Origin of the sequence: Dactylosporangium roseum (genome assembly GCF_025264685.1) — a bacterium.
GTDB lineage: Bacteria > Actinomycetota > Actinomycetes > Mycobacteriales > Micromonosporaceae > Dactylosporangium > Dactylosporangium roseum.
The window spans coordinates 6,511,334-6,534,451 of the sequence record NZ_CP073721.1 but is presented as its reverse complement, the minus strand read 5'-3'; the positions used below and the strand labels follow the sequence as shown (position 1 = coordinate 6,534,451).

At 70.7% G+C, this 23,118-nt stretch carries 22 protein-coding genes; 9 read left to right on the top strand and 13 right to left on the bottom strand.

Translation table 11 applies throughout. The features are described 5' to 3' along the window. Positions 1-69 precede the first annotated feature (69 nt). Entirely contained in the window at positions 70-1,401 is a 1,332-nt protein-coding gene (locus Drose_RS30610; RefSeq protein ID WP_260724741.1) for a TIGR04013 family B12-binding domain/radical SAM domain-containing protein, read from the top strand. 68 nt (positions 1,402-1,469) lie between these two features. Here the strand turns inward: Drose_RS30610 and Drose_RS30605 are convergent, their stop codons facing one another. Next, positions 1,470-1,817, bottom strand: a complete 348-nt coding sequence (locus tag Drose_RS30605) for a nitroreductase family deazaflavin-dependent oxidoreductase (protein WP_260724740.1) — start codon at positions 1,815-1,817, stop codon at positions 1,470-1,472. Between the two features lie 143 nt (positions 1,818-1,960). Between Drose_RS30605 and Drose_RS30600 the strand changes: the two genes are divergently transcribed. From Drose_RS30600 to Drose_RS30590, 3 genes are read left to right on the top strand one after another with little or no spacing between them, the layout of a single operon-like run. Then, the gene (locus Drose_RS30600; protein ID WP_260724739.1) at positions 1,961-2,530 is read left to right on the top strand and encodes an NADPH-dependent FMN reductase; all 570 of its coding nucleotides are present in this window, start codon (positions 1,961-1,963) and stop codon (positions 2,528-2,530) included. 32 nt (positions 2,531-2,562) lie between these two features. Beyond that, on the top strand, positions 2,563-3,564 hold the full coding sequence (locus Drose_RS30595; RefSeq protein ID WP_260724738.1) for an ATP-binding cassette domain-containing protein: 1,002 nt from the start codon (positions 2,563-2,565) through the stop codon (positions 3,562-3,564). Then, entirely contained in the window at positions 3,561-4,409 is an 849-nt protein-coding gene (locus Drose_RS30590; protein WP_260724737.1) for an ABC transporter permease, read from the top strand. The genes Drose_RS30595 and Drose_RS30590 overlap by 4 nt, the downstream gene beginning before the upstream one ends. Before the next feature lie 190 nt (positions 4,410-4,599). Here Drose_RS30590 and Drose_RS30585 read toward each other — a convergent pair whose 3' ends face one another. From Drose_RS30585 to Drose_RS30570, 4 genes are all read right to left on the bottom strand, one after another. Beyond that, the gene (locus Drose_RS30585) at positions 4,600-7,911 is read right to left on the bottom strand and encodes an ATP-binding protein (RefSeq protein WP_260724736.1); all 3,312 of its coding nucleotides are present in this window, start codon (positions 7,909-7,911) and stop codon (positions 4,600-4,602) included. Positions 7,912-8,041: 130 nt separating this feature from the next. Continuing rightward, a complete protein-coding gene (locus tag Drose_RS30580) occupies positions 8,042-9,325 on the bottom strand; it encodes a cellulase family glycosylhydrolase (protein WP_260724735.1) in 1,284 nt (427 codons plus the stop codon). A gap of 81 nt (positions 9,326-9,406) precedes the next feature. Beyond that, positions 9,407-10,789 carry a glutamate--tRNA ligase gene (gltX, locus tag Drose_RS30575; RefSeq protein ID WP_260729872.1) on the bottom strand — a complete coding sequence of 461 codons (1,383 nt, stop codon included), beginning with the start codon at positions 10,787-10,789 and terminating at the stop codon, positions 9,407-9,409. A 35-nt stretch (positions 10,790-10,824) separates the two neighbouring features. Further along, positions 10,825-11,331, bottom strand: a complete 507-nt coding sequence (locus Drose_RS30570) for a MarR family winged helix-turn-helix transcriptional regulator (RefSeq protein ID WP_260724734.1) — start codon at positions 11,329-11,331, stop codon at positions 10,825-10,827. 99 nt (positions 11,332-11,430) lie between these two features. On the opposite strand from Drose_RS30570, the gene Drose_RS30565 reads away from it, so the two are divergent. Then, positions 11,431-14,619, top strand: coding sequence for an efflux RND transporter permease subunit (locus Drose_RS30565; RefSeq protein WP_260724733.1), 3,189 nt, complete (start codon positions 11,431-11,433; stop codon positions 14,617-14,619). 258 nt (positions 14,620-14,877) lie between these two features. On the opposite strand, the gene Drose_RS30560 is transcribed toward Drose_RS30565, so the two are convergent. Further along, entirely contained in the window at positions 14,878-15,264 is a 387-nt protein-coding gene (locus Drose_RS30560; RefSeq protein WP_260724732.1) for a hypothetical protein, read from the bottom strand. Between the two features lie 65 nt (positions 15,265-15,329). Beyond that, positions 15,330-16,682 (bottom strand): GH1 family beta-glucosidase, encoded by a 1,353-nt coding sequence (locus Drose_RS30555; protein WP_260724731.1) that lies wholly within the window; start codon positions 16,680-16,682, stop codon positions 15,330-15,332. A 43-nt stretch (positions 16,683-16,725) separates the two neighbouring features. Here Drose_RS30555 and Drose_RS30550 point away from each other — a divergent pair, with 43 nt between their 5' ends. Then, positions 16,726-17,505 (top strand): aldo/keto reductase, encoded by a 780-nt coding sequence (locus tag Drose_RS30550; RefSeq protein WP_260724730.1) that lies wholly within the window; start codon positions 16,726-16,728, stop codon positions 17,503-17,505. Between the two features lie 3 nt (positions 17,506-17,508). On the opposite strand, the gene Drose_RS30545 is transcribed toward Drose_RS30550, so the two are convergent. Continuing rightward, the gene (locus tag Drose_RS30545; RefSeq protein ID WP_260724729.1) at positions 17,509-17,973 is read right to left on the bottom strand and encodes a hypothetical protein; all 465 of its coding nucleotides are present in this window, start codon (positions 17,971-17,973) and stop codon (positions 17,509-17,511) included. 97 nt (positions 17,974-18,070) lie between these two features. Here Drose_RS30545 and Drose_RS30540 point away from each other — a divergent pair, with 97 nt between their 5' ends. Next, the gene (locus Drose_RS30540; protein ID WP_260724728.1) at positions 18,071-19,639 is read left to right on the top strand and encodes a methyl-accepting chemotaxis protein; all 1,569 of its coding nucleotides are present in this window, start codon (positions 18,071-18,073) and stop codon (positions 19,637-19,639) included. 388 nt (positions 19,640-20,027) lie between these two features. Here the strand turns inward: Drose_RS30540 and Drose_RS30535 are convergent, their stop codons facing one another. The 3 genes from Drose_RS30535 to Drose_RS30525 form a co-directional block, all read right to left on the bottom strand. Continuing rightward, positions 20,028-20,486: a hypothetical protein gene (locus Drose_RS30535; RefSeq protein WP_260724727.1), complete on the bottom strand. Its 459-nt coding sequence runs from the start codon at positions 20,484-20,486 to the stop codon at positions 20,028-20,030. A gap of 65 nt (positions 20,487-20,551) precedes the next feature. After that, positions 20,552-20,809, bottom strand: a complete 258-nt coding sequence (locus tag Drose_RS30530) for a type II toxin-antitoxin system RelE family toxin (RefSeq protein WP_260724726.1) — start codon at positions 20,807-20,809, stop codon at positions 20,552-20,554. Positions 20,810-20,829: 20 nt separating this feature from the next. Next, positions 20,830-21,117 carry a type II toxin-antitoxin system Phd/YefM family antitoxin gene (locus Drose_RS30525; protein ID WP_260724725.1) on the bottom strand — a complete coding sequence of 96 codons (288 nt, stop codon included), beginning with the start codon at positions 21,115-21,117 and terminating at the stop codon, positions 20,830-20,832. Positions 21,118-21,493: 376 nt separating this feature from the next. On the opposite strand from Drose_RS30525, the gene Drose_RS39230 reads away from it, so the two are divergent. Beyond that, positions 21,494-21,640 (top strand): GntR family transcriptional regulator, encoded by a 147-nt coding sequence (locus tag Drose_RS39230; RefSeq protein WP_390891254.1) that lies wholly within the window; start codon positions 21,494-21,496, stop codon positions 21,638-21,640. A gap of 24 nt (positions 21,641-21,664) precedes the next feature. After that, positions 21,665-22,210, top strand: a complete 546-nt coding sequence (locus tag Drose_RS30520) for an HD domain-containing protein (protein ID WP_260724724.1) — start codon at positions 21,665-21,667, stop codon at positions 22,208-22,210. Here the strand turns inward: Drose_RS30520 and Drose_RS30515 are convergent. Beyond that, on the bottom strand, positions 22,175-22,639 hold the full coding sequence (locus Drose_RS30515; RefSeq protein WP_260724723.1) for a hypothetical protein: 465 nt from the start codon (positions 22,637-22,639) through the stop codon (positions 22,175-22,177). The two genes, Drose_RS30520 and Drose_RS30515, sit on opposite strands and share 36 nt — an antisense overlap. Beyond that, a complete protein-coding gene (locus Drose_RS30510; protein ID WP_260724722.1) occupies positions 22,632-23,108 on the bottom strand; it encodes an NUDIX hydrolase in 477 nt (158 codons plus the stop codon). The genes Drose_RS30515 and Drose_RS30510 overlap by 8 nt, the downstream gene beginning before the upstream one ends. Positions 23,109-23,118: the final 10 nt, after the last annotated feature.

The following is a 23,118-nucleotide window of genomic DNA, read 5'->3' as shown; positions in this document are numbered from 1 at the left end:
CAAGCAGTCACAGCAACGTCAGGCGTGCCAGGCTCCGGCGTTGGTCGAGAGTTCTGGCAGGATGGCGCGGTGGGCGGCTGCGACCTGACGTTGATCCTGCGGTACCGCAAGGCGGTAACCTATGGCCACCACGTGCTGCTCGCTGCGTTGGAGGAGCACGAAACCGCAACCGCCTACGAGGTCGTCTTCGCCGAGACGGCCGCGGCCACCGTCGAGGCGATCCGGGCCGCGAAGGCGGCCAAGGTGCTCGTGCTGTGGTCGTTCTACTCGCCCGACGCGGCCGCGCTGGCGGAGGAGCTGGCGGGCATCAGGGCCGCTGCGCCCGGGGCCGTGCACGTGGCGGGCGGCGTGCACGCCACCGCGGAGCCGGTGCAGACCCTCGACGCTGGCTGGGACATCGCCGCGGTCGGCGAGGGGGAGAGCACCTTGCTGTCACTCGTCGACAGCGCAGGCGACCCGGCGGGCATCCAGGGCCTGGTGTACCGCGACGAGCACGGCACCCTGCAACGAACCGGCAAGGCGCACCGCGAGCCGCTGGGGACGTACCGGGCGTTCCCGCTCACGTACAAGCGCATAAACCCCATCGAAATCACGCGGGGATGCGTCTACGCGTGCAGGTTCTGCCAGACGCCCTTCATGTTCTCGGCCCGGTTCCGGCACCGCAGCGTCGACAACGTCCGCTGGCACGTCGACCGGATGCGCGAGCGCGGGCTGCGCGACGTCCGGTTCATCACCCCCACCGCGCTGTCCTACGGCAGCCAGGACGAGTCACCGAACCTCGCCGCCGTCGAGGAACTCCTCGCCACCTGCAAGGAAGGCCTTGGCCCCGACGGGCGGGTCTTCTTCGGCTCGTTCCCCAGCGAGATCCGCCCCGAGCACGTCAGCCGTGAGGCGTTGCAACTCGTCAAGAAGTACTGCTCGAACAACAACATCATCGTCGGCGCGCAGTCCGGCTCCGACCGGGTCCTCGACGCGGCGAAACGCGGCCACGGCGTCGAAGAAGTCAAACGCGCCATCCGGCTCGGGGTCGAGGAAGGCTTCCGGATCAACGTCGACATGATCTTCGGCATGCCCGGCGAAGACCAAGAAGACGTCGACGCCTCCCTCACTCTCGCCCGCGAACTCGCCGAACTCGGCGCCCGCATCCATGCCCACACCTTCATGCCCCTGCCCGGCACCCCCTGGCGCGACGCCCCACCCGGCGACGTCGACCCCGAAACCATCCGCGCCGTCGACCGACTCTCCCAACAAGGCGCCCTCTACGGACACTGGCAACGCCAACGCGAACACGCCCAACGCCTCGCCGCTGCCGCGGAAGCATACCCACGGCCTGGACGCAGCCGGACGTTACTGCCGATCCGCCCGAGCCCGGAACAGGTCGAAAGTCCGGCGAACCCGTAGGAGCCGAGGACGCGACGGCCCGAGCACCCGCTCCCGGCCAACCTCAAGGTCGTGACGACCGGGCCGCGTCAGCCTGCGACCAGGCCCATCCGGAGGAACTCGGTGATGCGGAGCAGCCTCGGGGGGCGTGCCACCGTGTCGGGGAGGGCCCGGAACGCCTCGCTCTCCCCGACGAGGCGCGGGGCGGCGAGTTCCACCTCCCTCCCGCCGACCTGGAGCCGCGCACCGCCGGCTGCCAGGACGTTTCGCACCCAGTCCGAGCGTGATCCGTACACCAGAACGAACAGATAGCCACCTTCGACGGGATGCGCGTCGATCGGCGTGCGGCACGTCGCGCCGGAAACACGACCGACGTGCAGCAGCACCGGCCACCTCCCGCCCGCGATCGCGCGAGGGTTGAACAGCCTCTTGTTCACGTGCCCCCACCACCGTGGCATCGGCATCAGGGTCTCCGTCTCTGGCTGTGACTCGAAGCTCGCCGGAGGTAGCGCCCGGCACGGCCGCTAGATCTGATCTAGCGGGCCGTCTCGCGCCTCCAGGATGACAGGGAGGTGCCGCCATGAAGGACAGACCGCTGCACCTGGCCGTGATCATCGGCAGCGCCCGGGAGGGTCGGGTCGGCGACCGTATCGCGCGCTGGTTCGTCGCCGAGGCCGGGCGCCGTGACGAGGTGCTGGTCTCGGTGATCGACATCGCCGGGTTCGCGTTTCCGCCGGGCTATCCGGCGGAGGCGACGCCGCAGATGGCGGCGTTCGCGGCCGAGGTGGAGCGCGCCGACGCCTTCGTGGTGGTGACGCCGGAGTACAACCACAGTTTTCCCGCCTCGTTGAAGCAGGCGATCGACTTCGCTTACGACGAGTGGCACGCCAAGCCGGTCGGGTTCGTTTCGTACGGCTGCCGCTCGGAGGGACTGCACGCGGTCGACCAGCTCCGGACGGTGTTCACGGCCCTGCACACGGTCACCATGCGTGACGGTGTCGGCGTCGACCTGCTGGACGACGACGGCGACCTGGAGCGGCTGCTCGGCGGCGACGCCCCGGTCCAGGCCGCCCACGTCCTGCTCGATCAGCTCTGCTGGTGGGGTCTGACGCTGCGTGAGGGGCGCGCGGCCCGCCCCTATGTCTCGTGAAAAGTACGCACGGATCCCACGGAGGGAAGATCATGACTGACCGACCAGCCAGCCCCGCGATCGAGGCGAAGGGACTGGTCAAGACGTTCGGCGAGACACGTGCGCTGGACGGCGTCGACCTGCACATCCCGGCCGGCAGCGTCTACGGTCTGCTGGGCCCCAACGGCGCCGGCAAGACCACGGCCGTGCGGGTGCTGGCCACGCTGAGCCGGCCCGACGGGGGCTCGGCGAGGGTGTTCGGGCACGACGTGGTGCGCGACGCCGACGCCGTGCGCGCCAAGGTGAGCCTCACCGGTCAGTACGCGTCGGTCGACGAGGATCTGACCGGCTTCGAAAACCTCGTCCTGCTCGGCCGGCTGCTCGGCCACCGCAAGTCGTCCGCCCGGGAGCGGGCCGACGGGCTGCTGGCCGCGTTCGGGCTGACCGACGCCGCCGGGCGCCAGGTCAAGAAGTATTCCGGCGGCATGCGGCGGCGCATCGACATCGCGGCGAGCATTCTCAACACGCCCGAGCTGCTGTTCCTCGACGAGCCGACGACCGGTCTCGACCCGCGCAGCCGCAGCCAGGTCTGGGAGATCGTGCGCGCGGTCGTGGCGCAGGGCACGACGGTGCTGCTCACCACGCAGTACCTCGAGGAGGCCGACCGGCTGGCGTCGCGGATCGCCGTCGTCGACCACGGCAAGGTGATCGCCGAGGGCACGCCCGGTGAGCTCAAGTCCTCGATCGGCTCCGGCACGATCCACGTGCGCCTCCGGGACGCCTCGTCGCGGGCACTCGCGCAGGAGGTGCTGACGCGTGCGCTCGGCGCCGCCGTCGAGCCCGAGGCCGACCCGGTGGCGCTGACCGCACGGGTCGACGGCTCCGACTTCGAGGCCAGCAACCAGGCCTCCCGGGTGCTGTCCGAGCTCGCCGGGGCCGGCATCGTCGTCGACAACTTCTCCCTCGGCCAGCCCAGCCTCGACGAGGTGTTCCTGGCCCTGACCGACCGCCCGGCCGCGCCCGCCGGTACCGCTGAGATGGAGGCTGTTCGATGACCACCACCACGACGTCGGATACGCAGACGGTCTACGTGCCGTCTCCGGAGACGCTGGGTGCCGTCCTCGCACCCGGTGCCCGGCCGCCGAGGCCGAGCGCCCTGTCGGCGTCGGTGACGTTCGGCTGGCGGGCGATGCTCAAGATCAAGCACGTGCCGGAGCAGCTCTTCGACGTGACGGCGTTCCCGATCATCATGACGCTGATGTTCACCTATCTGTTCGGCGGTGCGCTCGCCGGCAGCACCGGTGCCTACCTGCAGTTCTTCCTGCCCGGCATCATGGTGACGAGCGTCGTGATGATCACGATGTACACCGGGGTGGGCCTCAACACCGACATCGAGAAGGGCGTGTTCGACCGGTTCCGGACCCTGCCGGTATGGCGGCCGGCGGCGCTCGTCGGCATGATCTTCGGCGACGTGCTCCGCTATGTCCTCGCCGCCCTGGTCATCCTCGGCGTGGGCTTCGTCATGGGATTCCGCCCGGAGGGCGGCGTGGTGGGCGTGGCCGCCGGCGTCGGCCTGCTCGTGGTGTTCTCGTTCGCGTTCTCGTGGGTGTGGACGATGTTCGGCCTGGTGCTGCGCAGCGAGAAGTCGGTCATGGGCGTCAGCATGCTGGTGCTGTTCCCGCTGACGTTCCTCAGCAACGTCTTCGTCGACCCGGGGACGATGCCCGGCTGGCTCCAGGCGTTCGTCAAGCTCAACCCGATCACCCACCTGGTCGCCGCGATCCGTTCGGTGATGGAGGGCAGCCCCGACAGCCGGAACATCATGTGGACCCTGGTGTGGAGCGCCGGCTTCGTCCTGGTCTTCGGCCCCCTGACGATGTACCGCTACAACCGCAAGTGAGCGGGGCCGCACTACCGGTTTCGGCCGCGAACCTCGGCCCCGTGCGCGAACCGCGCACGGGGCCGTTTCCGTGCGGTCGCCGACACGTGCCGACGCCGCATGCGGTGCTTGCCGCAAGCCGCGCCGTGCGCACGGCTCAGCCGGCCCGGTGGGCCGACTGGCGCTGACACCCGGCGCCGTCCGGGCGCGCTCACAACCGCCAGCGGACCTCGGCCGGCGGAGCGTATCGGCAGGTGGTGCCGGTCGAGACCGCGTCACGGAGGTGGGCGCCCAGATCGGGATGGCGCTCGTCGATCTTGCGGAGCGCGTCCCGGATGCGCGCGGTGACCGTCTTACGGACGCGTTCGGCCTCGTCGCCCAGGCGGCGGGTGCGGCCGGCCAGGCCCGCCGCCACCCGGAGCTCGCCGATCAGCGCGCGGCGCTCCTCGTCCAGGGCGTCCACCTTGGCGGTGTCACCACGCAGCGAGGCGGTGTCGATCGCTTCGTCGAGCTCACCGAGCCGTCGCCGGTAGCGGGCCTTGGCCTCGTCGTCGATGATCGGGTCGCCGCCCATCCGCCGGGCCGCGACGAGCTCCGGCCCCGCGGCCGGGTCGAGCAGCTCGACCGCCGCGATGTCGTCGCCCGGCCGGCTCAGCAGCACGTGGAGGTTGCGCAGTCCCTTCGCGTCGGGCAGGTGCACGACCCGCCCGGCGAAGGCCAGCCGCCACACGTCCCCCTCACGCCGGAACTCGGCCGCGGGATCGGCGGATCCGATCCGGCCACCCGCCGAGGTCGACACACCGGCGACCCGGCCGGCATCAACGGCCGGGTCTGCGAGAGCCGGACCCGGAAGACCTGTGCCACCGGCCGCACCGGAGAGCCCTGGGCCGCCGACACGGGCGTCGGCCTGGCTCGGCGGCCCGGCGCCGTCGGCCGTCGCGGCCGGCGGCGGGAGCCCTGAACCGCCGGCCAGGGCGGCGGCCTTGGCGGCCAGATGGGGCATGCCGATCTCGGCCGCCTCGCGCTCGACCTCGGCCAGCAGCGTCACCGCCGACGCGCCGCTGTCCAGAAGGGCCGTCGCCAGCCCCAGCCGCGCGGTCAGCGACCACGGTCGCGCCCCGAGCAGGTCGGCTGCCGCCCGCGCGGACGCGAACCCGGAGAGCGCGTCGTGCCACCGGCCCTCGGCCGCGTCGATCATCGCCACCCACAGGTCGACCGGGCCGCTGACGTCGCAGCCGTAGACAGAGACCAGCCACCGGCCGCGGTGCGGTGCGAACGCCGCGCGGGCCTGGGCGCATGCCGCCGGGTCGCCGGTGAGTACCGCGACCTCGGCGAGCAGCCGCAGGAACAGCGGCTCCATCGAGGGCGGGCACGGCCGGCCGGCGTTGTCCGCGATGTGCTGCGTCCCCGGGCCGGGGTCTCCCTGGGCGGCGGCGGTCAACGCGGCGGCCAGCGCGAGGTAGGGACCCCGCGCCTCGGAGATGTCGCCGAGCACGCGGCCCGCCTCGGCGAACCGGCCGCGTTGCATGTGCAGCGCCCAGTGGACGTGGTGACCCATGTAGGCGTAGTCGTCGTGGGCGGAGTCGAAGTGCAGCCGGATCTCGTGCAGCAGCGTCTCGGCGGCCGTGAACTCACCGCGCAGCGTGGCGATGATGGCGCTGTCGATCGCCAGCGCGAGCCGCACCTGGGCGACGTCGACCTGCTCCGCGAGCGCCTGCATCGTCTGGAGCTGCGCGTAGTACCGCGGGTCGCCCAGCTCGAGGAGGGCGACCCAGCGCAGCGACGCCGCGAAGGTCGCGGTGTGGCTGTCGCCGGAGCGCCGGGCCACGGTCTCCATCTCGGACAGCAGCGCCTCCCGCTCGCGGGCCGAGCCGAGCCGCCAGATCGAGTCGTGGCGGCTCCACAGGCTGAACGCGAGTGCCTCGTCGTTCCGACTCTCGCGCGCCAGCATCTCGGCGTGCCGGATCAGCTCGCCCACCAGACGGTCGCGCGGCAGGTCACCGTCGTCGGCGCCGACGAGCCGGGCGTGTGCCTCCCGCAGCAGCGGCTCGATCAACGGCGCCTCGCGGCTGCGCGGTCCCCGGTGGCGATCGGCCACCAGCGCCACCCGGGCCAGCACCGCCGGGTCGTCGACGTCGCGGGCCAGAGACGCGGCGGCCTCGATGTGGTCCCAAGACTCACGGCGCCCGCCGCCGTGTAGCAGCTCCTGCGCCAGGTCGAGGTGGATCAGCACCCGCCGGGCCGGATCCTCGGCCCGCTCCAGCGCCCGGCGGAGGTGGCCCATCGCCTCCTCGGGCGCCAACCGGCCGGATGCCTCGCGGGCGGCGGCGAGCAGGTGCTCGACCACGACGGCCGGCTCGACCAGCGCGCCGGCCGCATACGCGTGGCGGGCCAGGTCACTCGGGAACAGCCGGTCACGCAGCGTGGGCGTCCGCCCGACGGCCCGCACCACGGCCGCGTGCCGGTCGTGTCGCTCCTGGTCGGGCAGCGCGTCGTAGAGCGTCTCGCGGACCAGGTCGTGGCCGAACGCGAACCGCCCGCCGCCCCGGCCGACCACCAGGCGGGCCGCCATCGCCCCGTCGAGCAGGCGGTCGACCTCGGGCACCGGCGCCGCGACCGAGGCCGCAAGGAGCTGGCGGTGGAACTCGTGGCCCAGCACCGACGCGGTGGTGAGCAGCTCGACGAGCGGGTCGGGCAGCAGGTCGAGCCGGCGCCGCACGGCGTCGCGCACCCCCGGCGCGATCGCGGACACCGACCCGCCGGCCCGCCACAGCCGTGCGGTCTGCTCCACGAAGAACGGGTTGCCGCCGGTGCGCCGGTGCACCTCGGCCACCACCGCGGCGGACGGCTCCCGGCCGGCCGCGCGGGTGATCAGCGCCGCCACCTCCGCGGGCTCGAGTCCGGTGAGCGTCACGGTGGTCGCCTTGGCCACGAGCGGCAGCATCAGCGCACGCAGCGGGTGGGTGACGGACTCGACCTCGACGTCGCGGTAGGTGCCGACCAGCAGCAGCCGCTCGAACCAGGTGTGCTGGACCGCGAACTCGAGCAGCCGCAGCGACGCCGGATCCGCCCAGTGCAGGTCGTCGAGGACGACCATCACCGGGCGGTGCTGGGACGCCGCCACCAGGGCCGCTGTCACGTCGTCATACAGGCTGAACGTGTCGGCCTGCTCCTCCGGGCGGGTCGCCCGGCCGAGCAGCGCGGCGACGCTGCCGCCGCCGGCCTCCTCGATCGCCGCCCACTCGTCCGCGGCCGCCTGCCGGTGCAGGCCGCGCAGCACCTGGACCCACGGCCAGTAGCCCGGCGCGCTCTCGGAGTCCCAGCAGCGGCCGCCGACGACCGTGACCCCGCGGTCGCGTGCCGCCTCGGCCGCGCCGGTGACCAGGGTCGTCTTGCCGATGCCCGGCTCGCCGGTCACCAGCACCAGGCCGCCGTGGCTCTCGGCCACCCGGTCGATCTCGGCACGCAGCACACCGGCGGGGTGCTCCCGCCCGATGACTGTCTCACTGACCCGGGTCCACATGACCCTTCAGACGGTAGCGAACCCCTCTGACATTTTTTCGGGCTCGCGAGCCCGTACGACGCTGCGGACTGTCGAAGGTTCCGCGCGTCACCGCCGGGATGGTCGGGTCGAACCCTCGGTGCGGAGGCCGTCAGCGCGCCGGGGGAGTGACCGCGGCGACCATCGCCGAGCGCGGCGACCGCTTGCCGAGCAGGTCCCGGGAGTAGACGGCGTAGGTGTACTCCGTCGAGCCCTTCAGGCCCTTTAGGGTCACGTCGGTCCGGCTGGTCGTCAGCACCCGGACCTCGGCCGCACCGTTCACGGCCACCACCTGGTACGTCGTGCCGACCGCGCCCGGCCGGCGCTGCCAGTTGAGCCGGACGCTGTTCGAGGTCACGTCGGCGACGGTCACCCCCCGCGGTGCGCGGTTCTTCTGGTCCGCACCTGTGCCGTTGCGGAAGACCGTGGCCTCCCGGGTGTCCGTCGTCAGGCCGTTGGGGCCGTTGATGAAGCGCTGTCCCCAGGCGGTGCGGCTGTTGGCGTCGAAGTTCTTCACCAGGTCGAGATAGCTGTACTGCGCGTCGTTGCCGCTCCAGGACCAGCCGAAGTACCCCAGCTCGCGTGCCTCCGCGTAGGCCATGATGGCGTCCTCGTCCGGGTCGCCCCACTGGTGCTCGCCGGAGAACTCGCCGATGACGATCGGCAGGCGGCGCTGCGTGAACGAGCTGAGGTAGGAGTTGACCTTCCCGGCGTTGTTGAACATGCCGTACATGTGGATGTCGAACAGGGTGTTCCCGAGCGGGTCGGCGGCGACGACCCGCTCGGCGTTGTCGCGCATGACGAACGACTCGTCCTGGCCCCAGCCGGGGCCGTCGATCATCAGCGCGTGCTTGAGGCCGGCGGCGCGCAGCGACCGGATCGCGTCGGACGTCTGCTGCACCCAGGGCATCGTGGTTCCGTTGCCGAACGGCTCGTTGGCGAGGTTGACGATGATGTGGTCCTCGTGGCCGACCAGCACGTCGCGCATGTCGAGCCAGAACCGCACCGCCTGCGCCATCGTCGCGGCCTTCTTGTCCTGGCCGAAGCCCGTGGTGTCGTGGGCGTCCATGACGCAGATGAGGCGGTTCTTCGCACAGAGGCCGACGAGGTTCGCGACCTCCTCCTTCTTGGCCAGCCGCCATTGATGGCCGATGCCGAGGGGCACCCGCACCGCGTTGGCGCCGGCCGTCTTGATGCCGGCGAAGACGTCGTTGCGGTTCGGCCACCACATGAAGTCGTGGTTCACGCCGCGCAGGACCAGGTCGCTGCCGTTGGCCTCGACGACCCGGCCGTCGCGCACGTGAATGCCCACCCGCGGCTCGGCGGCGTGTGCGTCGCGCGGGGCCAGGACACCCAGGCCGGCCAGGAGCATCGCGACCACCAGCACGGTTCTCACGGCCCCTGCGGCTACCCCGCCCGGTTGTCCCGTATCCGCCCGCCCGGGGTGAACCTGGACGGGCGGACACCGCCGGGCCGGTCAGAGGCGGGCGCGGGCCGCCCGCAGGCGGGACAGCGTGCGCTCGCGGCCCAGGACCTCCAGCGACTCGAACAGCGGCAGGCCCACCGACCGGCCGGTCACCGCGACCCGCACCGGGGCCTGTGCCTTGCCCAGCTTCAGGCCCCGCTCGGCGCCGACCGCTTCGAGCGCCGACTTCAGGGTCTCCGCCTCCCACGAGGCGCTCTCGAACGCCGCGATCGCGGCGTCCAGCAGGTCGGCCGAGCCTTCCTTCATGGCCTTCGCCCAGGCCGCCTCGTCGGTCGGCGGCTCGTCGAGAAACGCGAAGTCGACGTTCGGCACGATCTCCGACAGCAGGGCGATCCGCGTCTGGGCGTGCGGGGCGAGCGCCTCGAAGACCTTCGGGTCGAAGTTCGCCGCCGGCCACGGGGGAGCGGGCACGTCGGTCGTGCCGGGCGCCACCGGCGTGCCGGTCAGCCACGGCGTGCACGCCTCGACGAACGCGGCGGGGGGCAGTGCGCGAATGTACTCGCCGTTGAACGCCCGCAGCTTCTTCTCGTCGAAGAACGCCGGCGACGGGTTGACGTCCTCGATCCGGAACTCGTCCTCGATGACCGACCAGGGCACGATCTCCCGGTCGTTCGCGGGAGCCCAGCCGAGCAGCATCAGGTAGTTGCGCATCGCGTCGGCGAGGTAGCCCTCGTCACGGTACTGCTCCAGGGCGACCTTGTCCCGCCGCTTCGACAGCTTCTGCCGCTTCTCGTTGACGACGACCGGCACGTGCGCCCAGATCGGCGGGGTCCTGCCCAGCGCGTCCCAGAGCAGTTGCTGCTTTGGGGTGTTGGGCAGGTGCTCCTCGGCCCGGATGACGTGGGTGATCCCCATCGTCATGTCGTCGACGACGTTGGCGAGCAGGAACACCGCGGAGCCGTCGGCACGGGCGATGACGAAGTCCTCGATGAGCCGGTTGTCGAACGTCGGCTCGCCCCGGACCAGGTCGACGACCCGCGTCTCCCCCTCGTCGGGGGTGCGGAAGCGCAGCGCCCGCCCCTCACCCGGACCGAGTGAGCGGTCGCGGCAGAAGCCGTCGTATCCGCGGAACTGCGCGCCGGCCCGCTCCTGGATCATCTCGCGGGTGCAGTCGCAGTAGTACGCGCGGCCGGAGGTGTAGAGCTGGTGCGCGGCGGCACAGTGCTGTTCGGCGTAGGTGGACTGGAAGTACGGACCCTCGTAGGTGTCCCGGGCGATGCCGATCCAGGCGAGCGCGTCGAGGATGCCTTCCGTCCACTCCGGACGGTTGCGGGCGACGTCGGTGTCCTCGATGCGCAGGACGAACACGCCCCCGTGCTGCCTGGCGTAGATCCAGTTCTGCAGCGCGGAGCGGGCACCGCCGACGTGGAACATCCCGGTCGGCGAGGGAGCGAAGCGAACGCGAACAGTCACGCTTCCAGACTAGTTGGCTCCGGACACCGGATTTCCGGCGGCAGTTCGATCCCCTGTTCTCTCGCCTCGGTCACGCCGGCCTCGATGATCCGGTCGAGGACCGTCGCGAGCATCACCAGCGTCTCGTCGTCCAGCCGGTCCAGCAGCCGCCGCTGGGCCCGCGTGCCGCTGTCCATGATGTCCTCCAGCAGCCCGCGACCGACGGCGGAGAGGTGGATGCGACGGATCCGGCGGTCATGGGGGTCCTCGACCCGCACGACGTGACCGTGGGTCACCAGGCGATCCACGATGCCGGACATCGTGGCCGGTGTCACCCCGAGGTGGCGAGTGAGCTCCTGAGCTGCGACGCCGTCCTGCCGGGAGAGCAGCAACAACACCTTGAGCTGCTGCATCGTGAGGTTTACTGAGAAGATCGGGTTGGTGCGGTCGTAGGCCACCAGGGCACGCATCCGCTGCTCGGCCATCATCACGCGGTGCAGCAGGGCTTCCCTGTGAGTCTTCACAGGAGTCTTTTTACCCCCTGGAAAAACTTTGCGCGAGGCAAACGGTTAGCATCACACGAACTGACGTCTGTCGTAGCCGATCGGAAGAAGACTCCTGACATGTCGTTCCTCGCCCGGCTCAGTTTGGCGAACCGGGGGCTGGTCGCGATCATCGCGATCGTCGTCCTGGGCTTCGGCGCCGTAGCCATTCCGTCGCTCAAGCAGCAACTCATCCCGTCGATCGACTTCCCGGCCGCGTTTGTCGTGGCGCCGTACCCGGGCGTGTCGCCCGACATCGTCGAAGAGCAGGTCACCAAGCCCATCGAGGGTGCGCTGCAGGGTGTTCCCGGCCTGACCGACATCACCTCCACCAGCCGTGAGGGCGTCGCCACGGTGCAGGTGTCCTTCGACTTCGGCACGTCCATCGACGAGGTCACCAACAAGATCCAGACGTCGATCACGCGCATCCGCTCGCAGCTACCGTCGACCGTTGAGCCGCAGGTCATCGCGGGCTCCACCGACGACCTGCCGGCCGTGGTCCTCGCCGCCTCCAAGTCGGGCGACCAGATCGCCTTCGCCCAGCAGCTCAACGCGATCGTCGTGCCCGCGCTGGAGAGCATCGAGGGCGTGCGGCAGGTCGAGATCACCGGCGCCGAGACGCAACACGTGCTGATCACGCTGGACCCGGCGAAGGCGCTCCCGGCCGGGGTCGACGCCCAGTCGCTGACCGCCGCGCTGAAGGCCAACGGGGTGTCCTTCCCCGCCGGCACGCTCACCGAGGGCGACCGGTCCCTCGCGGTGCAGGTGGGTGGCACACTCGCCACGGTCGACGACCTCAAGGGGCTCAACGTCACGCCGACGACCAAGCTCGGTGACGTGGCGACCGTCGAGCTCAAGAGCGTCGAGGCGACGTCGATCACCCGTACCAACGGCAAGCCGAGCCTCGGCATCGCGGTCACCGCGTCGCCCGACGGCAACGCCGTGAAGATCAGCCACGAGGTCCGCGACAAGCTCGCCGACCTGCGCGCGCAGCTCGGCGGCGACACCCGGATCAGCCCGGTCTTCGACCAGGCGCCGTTCGTCGAGAAGTCCATCAAGAGCCTCACCACCGAGGGCGCGCTCGGCCTGCTGTTCGCGGTGATCGTGATCCTGGTGTTCCTGGTGTCGATCCGCTCGACCCTCGTCACCGCGGTGTCGATCCCGCTCTCCGTCGTCGTCGCGCTGATCGGCCTGTGGATCGGCGACTACTCGCTGAACCTGCTGACGCTCGGCGCCCTGACGATCGCGGTCGGTCGTGTCGTCGACGACTCGATCGTGGTCCTCGAGAACATCAAACGCCATCTCGAGTACGGCGAGGAGAAGCGCCACGCGATCCTCACCGGCGTCCGCGAGGTCACCAGCGCGGTCGTCGCCTCGACGCTGACCACGGTCGCGGTGTTCCTGCCGATCGGCCTCGTCGGCGGCCTGGCCGGCGAGCTGTTCCGGCCGTTCGCCATCACCATCACCGTCGCGCTGCTCGCCTCGCTGTTCGTGTCGCTGACGATCGTGCCGGTCCTGGCGTACTGGTTCCTGCGCCCGCCGAAGCAGCTCGGCGTCGAGGAGCGCGAGGCCATCGAGGCCAAGGCGCTGGAGAAGGAGCGGCGCAGCCCGCTGCAGCGTTCCTACGTGCCGATCATCCGCTGGGTCACCCGGTCCGGCTTCACCCGCTGGGTGACCGTCGCCGTCAGCCTTGTCGTGTTCGTGCTCACGATCGGGTCGGCGACCCTGCTGAAGACCAACTTCATCGACCAGTCCGGGCAGAGCGAGTTCGCCATCTCGCAGGAGCTGCCGGTCGGCTCCAGCCTGGCGGCCACCGACGCCGCGGCGAAGAAGATCGAGGACCTGCTTAGCAGCCGCGGCGACATCGAGGCGTACCAGGCCACGATCGGTGCCTCCGCCGGCTTCGGCTTCGCCGGCGCCCAGTCGACGAACACGGCGAACTTCTCGGTCACCGCCAAAGAGGGCGTCGACGTCGAAAAGGTCATCGACGAGCTGCGCGCGCAGATCGCCGGGCAGGGCGACGGCGTCGGCACGGTGAAGATCAACGGTGGCGGCGGTGGCGGCGGGTCCGCCGACCAGCTCGAGGTCATCGTCAAGGCCAACAACATCGACGACCTCAACAAGGCCGCCGCCCAGGTACAGGAGGTGATGTCCACGACCGCCGGCATCGCCGACGTGGAGAGCAACCTCGCCGCCAGCAACCCGCGGATCGACGTGCGGGTCAAGCGGGACGTCGCCGCGCGCTACGGCCTGTCCGACGCCGCGATCGGCGGCATCGTCAGCGCCGCGTACCGCGGGCAGACGCTCACCGAGCTGACCGTCGACGGCCAGCAGCGCGACCTCGTGCTGCGCTCCGGCCCGGCGCCGGCGACACTGGACCAGCTCAAGGCGCTGCAGATCCCGGTGCAGGCCAACCCGCCGTTCATCCGGCTCGACCAGGTCGCGGAGGTCAAGGAGTCCGCCGGACCGGTCGCGATCACCCGGATCGACGGCCACCGCAGCGCCTCGGTGACCGGCCGGTCAACCAGCGACAACCTCGGCGACGTCTCCACCGAGCTGCAGCGCAAGCTCGACGCGCTCAGCCTGCCGGCCGGCGCGACGGTGACGCTCGGCGGCGTCACGCAGGACCAGCAGGAGGCGTTCGGTCAGCTCGGCCTCGCCATGCTGGCGGCCATCGCGATCGTCTTCATCATCATGGTGGCGACGTTCCGCAGCGTGGCCCAGCCGCTCATCCTGCTGGTGTCGATCCCGTTCGCCGCGACCGGCGCGATCCTGCTGCTGCTCGCGACGAACACCCCGCTCGGCCTGCCGGCCATGATCGGTGTGCTGATGCTCATCGGGATCGTGGTCACCAACGCGATCGTGTTGATGGACCTCATCAACCAGTACCGCGAGAGCGGCATGCCGGTGCGCGAGGCGGTCATCGAGGGCGGCCGGCGCCGCCTGCGCCCGATCCTCATGACGGCGGTGGCGACGATCTGCGCCCTGCTGCCCATGGCGATCGGCCTCACCGGCGAGGGCGGCTTCATCTCGCAGCCCCTGGCGATCGTGGTGATCGGCGGTCTGGTCAGCTCCACGCTGCTCACGCTGGTGCTCGTCCCGACGCTCTACTCGATGGTCGAGGGCGGGAAGGAGCGCCGCCGCCTCAAGCGCGAGGGCCGGCACGCCGCCCCGGGCGGCCCGGCCGGGATCCAGCCGGAGGACTCCGAGGGTTCGGACGGCGAGGGCCGCCACCGGCTCGATCCGGTCGCTCCCGCCCCGTCCCACTAGCACCTGTCCCGTTACCGGGGGCACCGGGGACACCGGGGACTCCGCCGCGGAACGAGGCCGGCCGTCACAACCGACGGCCGGCCTCGACGTTTCGCGGCTGCGGATCTCCGCGATCCGCCGCCGTGCCGCTCGACCTCATGATCATGGGAAAGACATGGCTGCCCCGATAGCCAGATCTTTCCCATGATCATGGACCGCGACGGTGGTTACGGCTTGTGCGGGCAGCGGTGCAGCGGGCGGCATGGACCGCGACGGTGGTTACGGCTTGTGCGGGCAGCGGTGCAGCGGGCGGCGCGGGATGCGGGCCGGGCGCCGGATCGACACCAGCCGGGCCGGGCGGACGGCCGGCTGCTTGGCCGACGCCGGGGCGTGCGCCGACGTCGCCGAGCCCGCCACCGCCGCCAGGTGGGACGACAGCGCGGCGTGCAGCAGGGTCGGCGACGGCGGCGCTGGGGAGGGCACGCGGCGGTTCGGCGTGTAGGTCCGCTGGGCGGGGATCCGCGGCGCCGGGCCGGGCACGTCGCCGAGGTCCGCCTGCGCCGGCTCGGCCGCGGACTTCTCCGGGCGCGTCACCACGAACGCGACGATCGCCGCCACGACGACCGGGACCAGATAGAGCAGGGCTCCGGCGTATTGCTCGGTCACGACGACTCCCAACGCTGCGCACGACTGACCTGCGCAACGCTACGGATTGCCCCGCACCCACGGTGTCATCCGGTTGGTTCCCCCTGCAAGTCCGCCCGGGGTGCAGCTACGGTGCAAACCTGGCGGTACCACTCGAAGGAGCGCCGCTTCGTGCGCTCCTGCGTCGCGAAGTCGACGTGGACCAGGCCGAACCGCTGCCCGTAGCCCTCGGCCCACTCGAAATTGTCCATGAGCGACCACGTGCAGTAGCCGTGCACCGCCACGCCGGCGTCCATCGCCTGCCGCACCGCCGTCAGGTGTCCCGAGAGGTAGTCGATGCGGAACTGGTCGTCGAGGTCCGGCCAGGAGCAGCCGCTCTCGGTGATCCAGATCGGGGGGAGCTTGTCGCCGTACCGTTCCTTGAGGCCCACCAGCAGTTCCCGGAGCCCGTCGGGCACGACCGGCCAGCCGAACGCCGTCAGCGGGTACCCCTCGATCGGCACGCGGCTGAAGGGCAGGCTCTCCCCGGGCACCGGGGCGCTGATCCGCGTCGGATTGTAGTAGTTCACGCCGAGCGCCTCGACGGGCTGGGAGATGACCTCCAGGTCACCCTCCATGACGATGCTGTCGACGTCGACCTCGCCCAGCAGCGCCTCGAACCCGGGCGGATACGCCCCCAACAGCACCGGGTCGGTGAACAGGTGGTTCTGCACCATGTCGTAGAAGGCGGCCGAGGCGTGGTCGTCGTCGGTGTCGCCGGCGACCCACACGGGCGAGTAGTTGTTGGCCAGCGTGATCGGTGCCCTGGAGTGCTGCCGCAGCGCGGACACCGCCAGCCCGTGTGCGAGGAGGAGGTGGTGTACGACCAGCGGGTACGCGTCCGGCGCCAGCGTCAGGCCGGGGGCGTGCACGCCCTGCACGTGACCGAGCGCGAAGTGGATGTACGGCTCGTTGAGCGTCACCCACAGCTTCACCCGGTCGCCTAGCTTCTCGCCGACCAGCTCGGCGTATTCGCCGAACCGCATCGCGGTGTCCCGGTTGGTCCAGCCGCCCTCGTCCTGCAGCGCCTGCGGGAGGTCCCAGTGGAACAGGGTCACGACGGGGTCGATGTTCCGCGCCAGCAGCCCGTCGACGAGCCGGTCGTAGAAGGCGAGGCCGGCCGGCACCGCCGGGCCGCTGCCGGTCGGCTGGATCCGCGGCCACGCCACGGAGAACCGGTAGGCGCCCGCCCCCAGCTCCGACATCAGGTCGAGATCCGATTCCCACCGGTGGTAGTGGTCGCACGCGACGTCGCCGGTGTCGCCGTCGGCCGTCCGGCCCGGTGTATGGCAGAAGGTGTCCCAGATGGACGCTCCGCGCCCGTCCTCGCTGACGGCACCCTCGATCTGGTAGGAGGCGGTGGACACGCCGAAGCGGAATTCTGGCGGAAAATCCAACATAGCCGCACGCTACCGCGTCGGATCAACGGGGCAGTATGAGGGAATGGCACTTGAGATCCCAACCGTCGAGCTGGCGCCCGGGGTGGCGCTGCCGGTCGTCGGGTTCGGCACCTGGCAGATCACCGGGCAGTCCGCCTACGACGCGACGCGCACGGCGCTGGACGTCGGCTACCGGCACATCGACACGGCGACCATGTACGGCAACGAGCCGGAGATCGGCCGGGCACTGCGCGACAGCGGGCTGGACCGCTCCGAGGTCTTCATCACCACCAAGCTGCTGCCGTCGCAGGCGGGCCGCGAGCGGCAGGCCATCGAGGCGAGCCTGAAGGCCCTCGGCGTGGACTACGCCGACCTGTGGCTCATCCACTGGCCGCCGTCGCGTGGCAGGTCCCTGCCGACGTGGGTGTCGTTCCTGGAGCAGCGCGCCGCCGGCCGGGCCCGGTCCCTGGGCGTCAGCAACTACGACGCGCAGCTCATCGACGAGTTGATCCGCGAGACGGGCGAGACGCCGGTGGTCAACCAGGTGTCCTGGAGCCCGTCGGAGCACGAGCCGAAGTTTCTCGACGAGATGCGCCGGCGGCGGATCGTGGTGGAGGGCTACAGTTCCTTGAAGAACACCCCGCTGACCGGCCGCCGGCTGGTGGCGATCGCGGAGGCCCACGGCGTGACGGTGCCGCAGGTGGTGCTGCGCTGGCAGCTCCACCACGACATCGTCGCCATCCCGAAGTCGACCCACGAGCACCGGATGCGCGAGAACCTGTCGGTCCTGTCCTTCGAGCTCACCGCCGACGAGATCGCGACCATCGACACGCTGCGGCACTAGCTGCTAGACGCGCTTGACGGCCCTGTCGACCCGTGCCCGCCAGCCCCGCTCCTGAGGGTGGCGGCGCAGTTTCGCCAGGGCCGCCACCGCGCCCGTCGTCAACTCCTCGAAGTCGAACCCGTCGCGGTGCGTCCCCTTCTGGATCACGAACGCCATGCCGGCGGAGTTGCTCACCGCCCATCCTCGACGGGTGCCGAGGCGGTGGGCGGCATTCGCGCCGTACGCCGTGATCAACTGGATGTCGAACGGGTACCGCACCTCGCCGCCCTCGCGGGTCACGACGATCCGCGCCTGAGCGAGCGTGTCGTCGCGGTTGAACAGCGCCTGCCACCACTTCTTGCGCGGGGCCTCCACCACGACCTCGACGCCGTCGCCGTGCTCGCCCGGGTCGCCCGACTCCGCCACGGCGCGGACGAGGGCGACGACGCGGTCGATCCGCGACCGGCGGAACGACACCCATTTCTCCACGGCGCCCATCTTCGCGCACGCTTTTCCTCAGGTACGGCCGCTCTCGGTCGTTCCGATGGAAGAACATCTGGACGGACGAGACAACAAGGAACCGCTGATGCGCCGCTGGCTGGGATCCCGCCGCGTGTTTACCAAGATTCTCATCGTCGCCGGAGTCGCGGTCGCCGGCACGGCCGCCACCGGGCTCCTCGCCATCGCGGGCATCGGTGAGCTGCATGCGACGCGTGACCATGAGGTCGGCAAGTCCGTGCCGTACATCTCCGCGCTGCACCGGGCGGCGCTGGTCGCCAAGGCCGCCGCGAACGACGAGCGCGGTTTCCTGCTCGTCGGCGAAGTCTCGTTCCGGGACGAGGCTCTCGGCCGCCGTACCGACGTCAACAAGGCCCTGGAGGAGGCGCGTGTCGTCGGCGGCACGGCCGAGCGAGCCACCGTCGACCGGATCCAGGCCGCCATCGACGCCTGGTTCACCGCGGTGGAGGCCGAGTTCACCACGTTCGCGACGGACCGTGACGCGGCGGTGAAGGCGGCCTTCGGGCCCGGCCGCGACCTGCGCAAGACCTACGAGGATCTGCTCCTGCGGGAGACCACCCGCGCCGAACAGGCGCTGGTCGCCGGGCAGGACTTCGCCGACACCGCACGGTCGACCCGGCTCTCGGTGATCGTGCTGCTGGGTGTCGCCCTCGCGCTCGCTGTCGCGCTCGCCGTCTACATCGCCCGGCTCATCGTCCAGCCGCTCGGTCGCGTGTCCCACGTGCTCAAGGCCGTCGCCGAGGGCGACCTCACCCAGGACGCCGACGTCGACCAGCGCGACGAGGTCGGCGAGATGGCCGGCTCACTGCGCCAGGCGACCACCACGCTGCGCGGCACGGTCGCCCGGCTCGCCGAACACTCCACGATGCTCGCCAGCGCCGCCGAGGAACTCGCCACCACGAGCCGGCAGAGCGCCGACGGTGCCACGAGCGGCGCGCGGCAGGCGAACGCCGTGGCCGGACTCGCCGCGCAGATGTCGAGCACCGTGGCGACGGTCGCGGCCGGCACCACCGAGATGGGCGCGTCGATCCGGGAGATCTCGCAGAGCGCCACCCAGGCCGTGTCCGTCGCCGGCCGGGCCGTCGAGGTCGCCGGTACCACCAGTGCGGTCATGGGCAAGCTCGGCGATTCGTCCGCGGAGATCGGCAACGTCGTCAAGGTGATCACGTCGATCGCCGAGCAGACCAACCTCCTGGCCCTCAACGCGACCATCGAGGCGGCCCGCGCCGGCGAGCTCGGCAAGGGCTTCGCCGTCGTCGCGAGCGAGGTCAAGGACCTGGCGCAGGAGACCGCCCGCGCCACCGACGACATCGGCCGCCGGATCGCCGCGATCCAGGCGGACACGGCCGGCGCGGTCGCCGCGATCGAGGAGATCAGCGGCATCATCGGGCAGATCAACGAGTACCAGACGACCATCGCCTCGGCGGTCGAGGAGCAGTCCGCGACGACCGAGGAGATGAGCCGGAGCGTCGAGGCCGCGGCGTCGACCGGGAACGAGGTCGCGACGACGGTCGGGGAGGTCGCCTCGTCGGTGGAGCTGACCAGGGCCGGCATCGCCGACGCGAACCGCGCCGCCGGCAGCCTCGCCGAGCTGTCCGGCGACCTCCGGACGATCGTCCAGACCTTCCGCTACTGAGGAGCGCGCACCGTCGTCGGGTTGGTACGCCCACGCTGGACCTCATGATCAGGCAAGGCCCGCGGAACAATATCGACAATTCGGGCGCCGGGCTCAGAGGTGTCGCCGCTGAGGTGTGCCGGCGGGCGCGTTGCGGCGCAATCCTCCGCCGTGCCCCTCGATCTCATCATGGGAAAGATGTGGCTGCCCCGATAGCCAGATGTTTCCCATGATCATGGAGTCGCCCGCCCCGAGGCCGCTCGCACTGGGGCGAGAACGCTCCCTACGGCACGGTTGGGTTCGAACCAACGACCCCCGGCTTGTAAGGCGGTCGCCTTTCCACAGGTCAGAGGTGCTGCCTGTGGTCTTCGTGCCCCTCGCGTGCCCCAAGCCGCCCGCGTGTTCCTGGTTAGTCTCCGGAGTAGCCAAAGAACAGGATCTGATCGGGCACCCCGGCGGCATGGACAATCAGATGCCGCCCAACGCCGCGGTGGGTCAGGAGCGGGTTGAGGGCTGCTGTGGGGTCGCCATCCGGGCGCGGCATGCGTGCCAGGTCGTCGGCTGTCACCCGTGTTGTGCCGAAGATCCGTTCACACTCGCCCGCCGTCACCTCGAATGTGCTGCCGAAGGCGTCGTCGCTCGCGGGATCGCCGGTACCCACCTTGAAGATGTCCAAGATCGAATGGGTCATGCTTTCGTGGACCCACTCGTCGGCCCACAGCTCATCCTCCGTCGCCGGCTTCGGCCGATCATCCCCGCCCGGCCAGTAGTAGTCACCGGCGGCAAAGACCTCGGCGCGAAGTTGTTCGAGCGTGGTGGCCACACTGCCGTCGAACGGGACCAGGTAGTCCCATCCTGTTGCACCCACGCGAACCTCCGACCCGTCAACGTTGCGGAGATCTTGCCACAGCTATGCGGGGAACCGGAAGCCGATCAGCGGACGCCGTAGACGTCTCCGCGAAGCCGGATCGACAACACGTAGACCGTCCTGGTCTCCTCCTCGATCCGGTACACCACGCGGTAGGTGCCGAGCTGCGCCGAGCGCATGCCCTCGTACGGACCGTCCAGCTCGCCGCCGAGCCGATGCGGGTTCGTGGGCAGCCGCTCAGTGACGAAGGTGTACGCCGCCCACGCAATCGCTTCCGGTAGTCCGGTCTCCAGCGCGCGCCGCGCTGGGCCGGTGAGTTTCACACTCCATCGCTCGGGCTCTGTCACGCGGCGCCCCGGCGGCGTGCCCGCATCACGTCGCCCAGGTCCTCAGCGTCGGTCAGCCGCCCGGCCGCGATGTCCTCTTCCGCCTCGCGGATGTCCGCGGCGGCCGCGGCATCGGACAGGATCGCCACCGTCTCGCGCAGCGCCCGCAGCTCCTCGAACGACACCAGCACCGCCGCCGGCTCGCCGTTGCGGGTGATCTCGACGTTGTCGTGCGTGGTCGCCACGGCGGCCACCAGCTCGGACAGTCGAGCCTTGGCGTCGGTCACGTTCAGGATCTGCGTCATAGTCCGAATTCTAGTCCGATTGGTTCGAGTGGTCCACAGCACCGTTCTCACCCCTTCGCCACGATCGTCCTGGGCAGCCTCGCGGACGAGCCGTGCGCGGCAATATCAGACAGCGCCGAGGCGATCTCCGCATCTCGGCCCTCGACCGCGTGCGCATCGGCTCGCCGGACCGGCCGACGAACAGCCGTTCCTTCCCTGCCCACTCGGCGACGTGCTCCTTGAGGAAGGGCAGCAAGTGCGGAGGAAGCGGTACGACTGGGCGATCGACGTCCGGCCGCCGGTTCCGCGCAGCGCCGCCGGGCGCGCGCACGGAGCGGGCCCAGCCGCAATATCAGCGGATTGCGGCCGAGCTTCGGGGCTAATCGAGTCCGGGGAGATGACGGCCGGGGCGCGGTTGCCGAGTGAGGCCGCGCTGGTCGAGCAGCATAGGGTGGCCCGCGGCACGGCGCGGCAGGCGCTCGCGGCGTTGCGGGATGTCACGGTCTCGGTGCAGGGCAAGGGTCGGTTCGTCAAGCCGCGGTGATCGACTGCCATTAGTCTCGGACATGTGGAACATGTCCCGTGGGCTCGCGACCTCGCGCGTCATCTACTGGCCGAGCCGCTGCCAACGCGCTGGGCGCATGTGCGGGGCGTCGGGCACACCGCGGAAGACATCGCCCACATCGTCGGCGACGACGCCGAGCTGCTGATCTGTGCGGCCTGGTTGCATGACATCGGGTACGCCCCGGACCTCAACAAGGCTGGTTTCCATCCGCTCGACGGTGCGCGCTACCTCCGCGATGTCGAGCACGCCGACGAGCGGCTGATCCGGTTGGTCGCCAACCATTCGTGCGCCCTGGTCGAGGCGCGGAACCGCGGGCTGGCCGAGGATCTGGCGGGCGAGTTTCCGAGTCCGGCCGACCTCGTGCTCGACGCGCTGACGTTCTGCGACATGACGACGAGCCCTACCGGAACGCCCGTGGACCTTGAACAGCGGCTTGCGGAGGCGTTCGGGCGCTACGGCGACGGGCATCTCGTGACGCGGTCGTTGACCCAGGCTAGGCCACTGCTGGAGGCGTCAACGAGCAGGGTTCTGGTCGCTCTCGGCCGCTGACGTCAGCCGGCCCTGCTCGTTGCGGGTCCAGCGGCGGCCGGCGCTGTCGAGGAACTCGATTTCGACGGGTTCGGGGTCGAGGTAGGAGCGCAGCCATGACGCCGGGGCGGGGCGGCGGATCGTCTGGCCGGGCGGGACCAGGCCGACGAACTCGGCGTCGTCTCCCTCGGGCATCGGGAGTTCTACCTCGTAGATCGGCATCTGGCTGGCGTTGTGGATGTGGAACGCCAGTTCGCGGGCGCCGTCGGGTTTGCGATACGCCTCCACCCACGCACTGATCCGCGCTGCCTGGCCGCGCCGTTCATCCTCGGCACGCTCCGCCTGGCGGTTCTGCTCGCGGCGCAGGAGGACAAAGCCGACGATGAACGCACCAACGGTACCGAGGGCGGAGAAGACGCTGCCCGCGGCGTTGATCCAATCGCTATCCAAGGTGCGGCTTCCCGGCGCGGGTCAGGTAGTGCTCGATCCGCAGGCGCATCGAGCGATGCATCGCCAGGCCACCGATCGCGTCGGGCGGGACCCACTCCACCTCCCGGGATTCGTCGCTGGGCGTCGGTGAGCCGCCGAGAGGTCGCGCGGTGTAGACGATGGAGAACTCCTGCCGGACCTCGTTGTTGCTCGTGTAGAGGATGACGTGGCGGGGGTCGGTGTAGATGCCTATCAGGCCGGTGACCTCGACGTGGATGCCGGTCTCCTCGAACGTCTCGCGGACCGCGCAGTCGGTCATCGACTCGCCCGGCTCCATCGCCCCGCCCGGAAGCGACCAGTTGTCGTTGTCGGTGCGGTGGATCAGCAGCAACTCGCCCGCCTCGTTCACCACCACCGCGTTGGCGGACGGGACGAGGCTGTTCGCCTGAGGCGCGGAAGGGTCGTCGAAATAGTCGATGCGGCGGGCCAAGACGGGGACC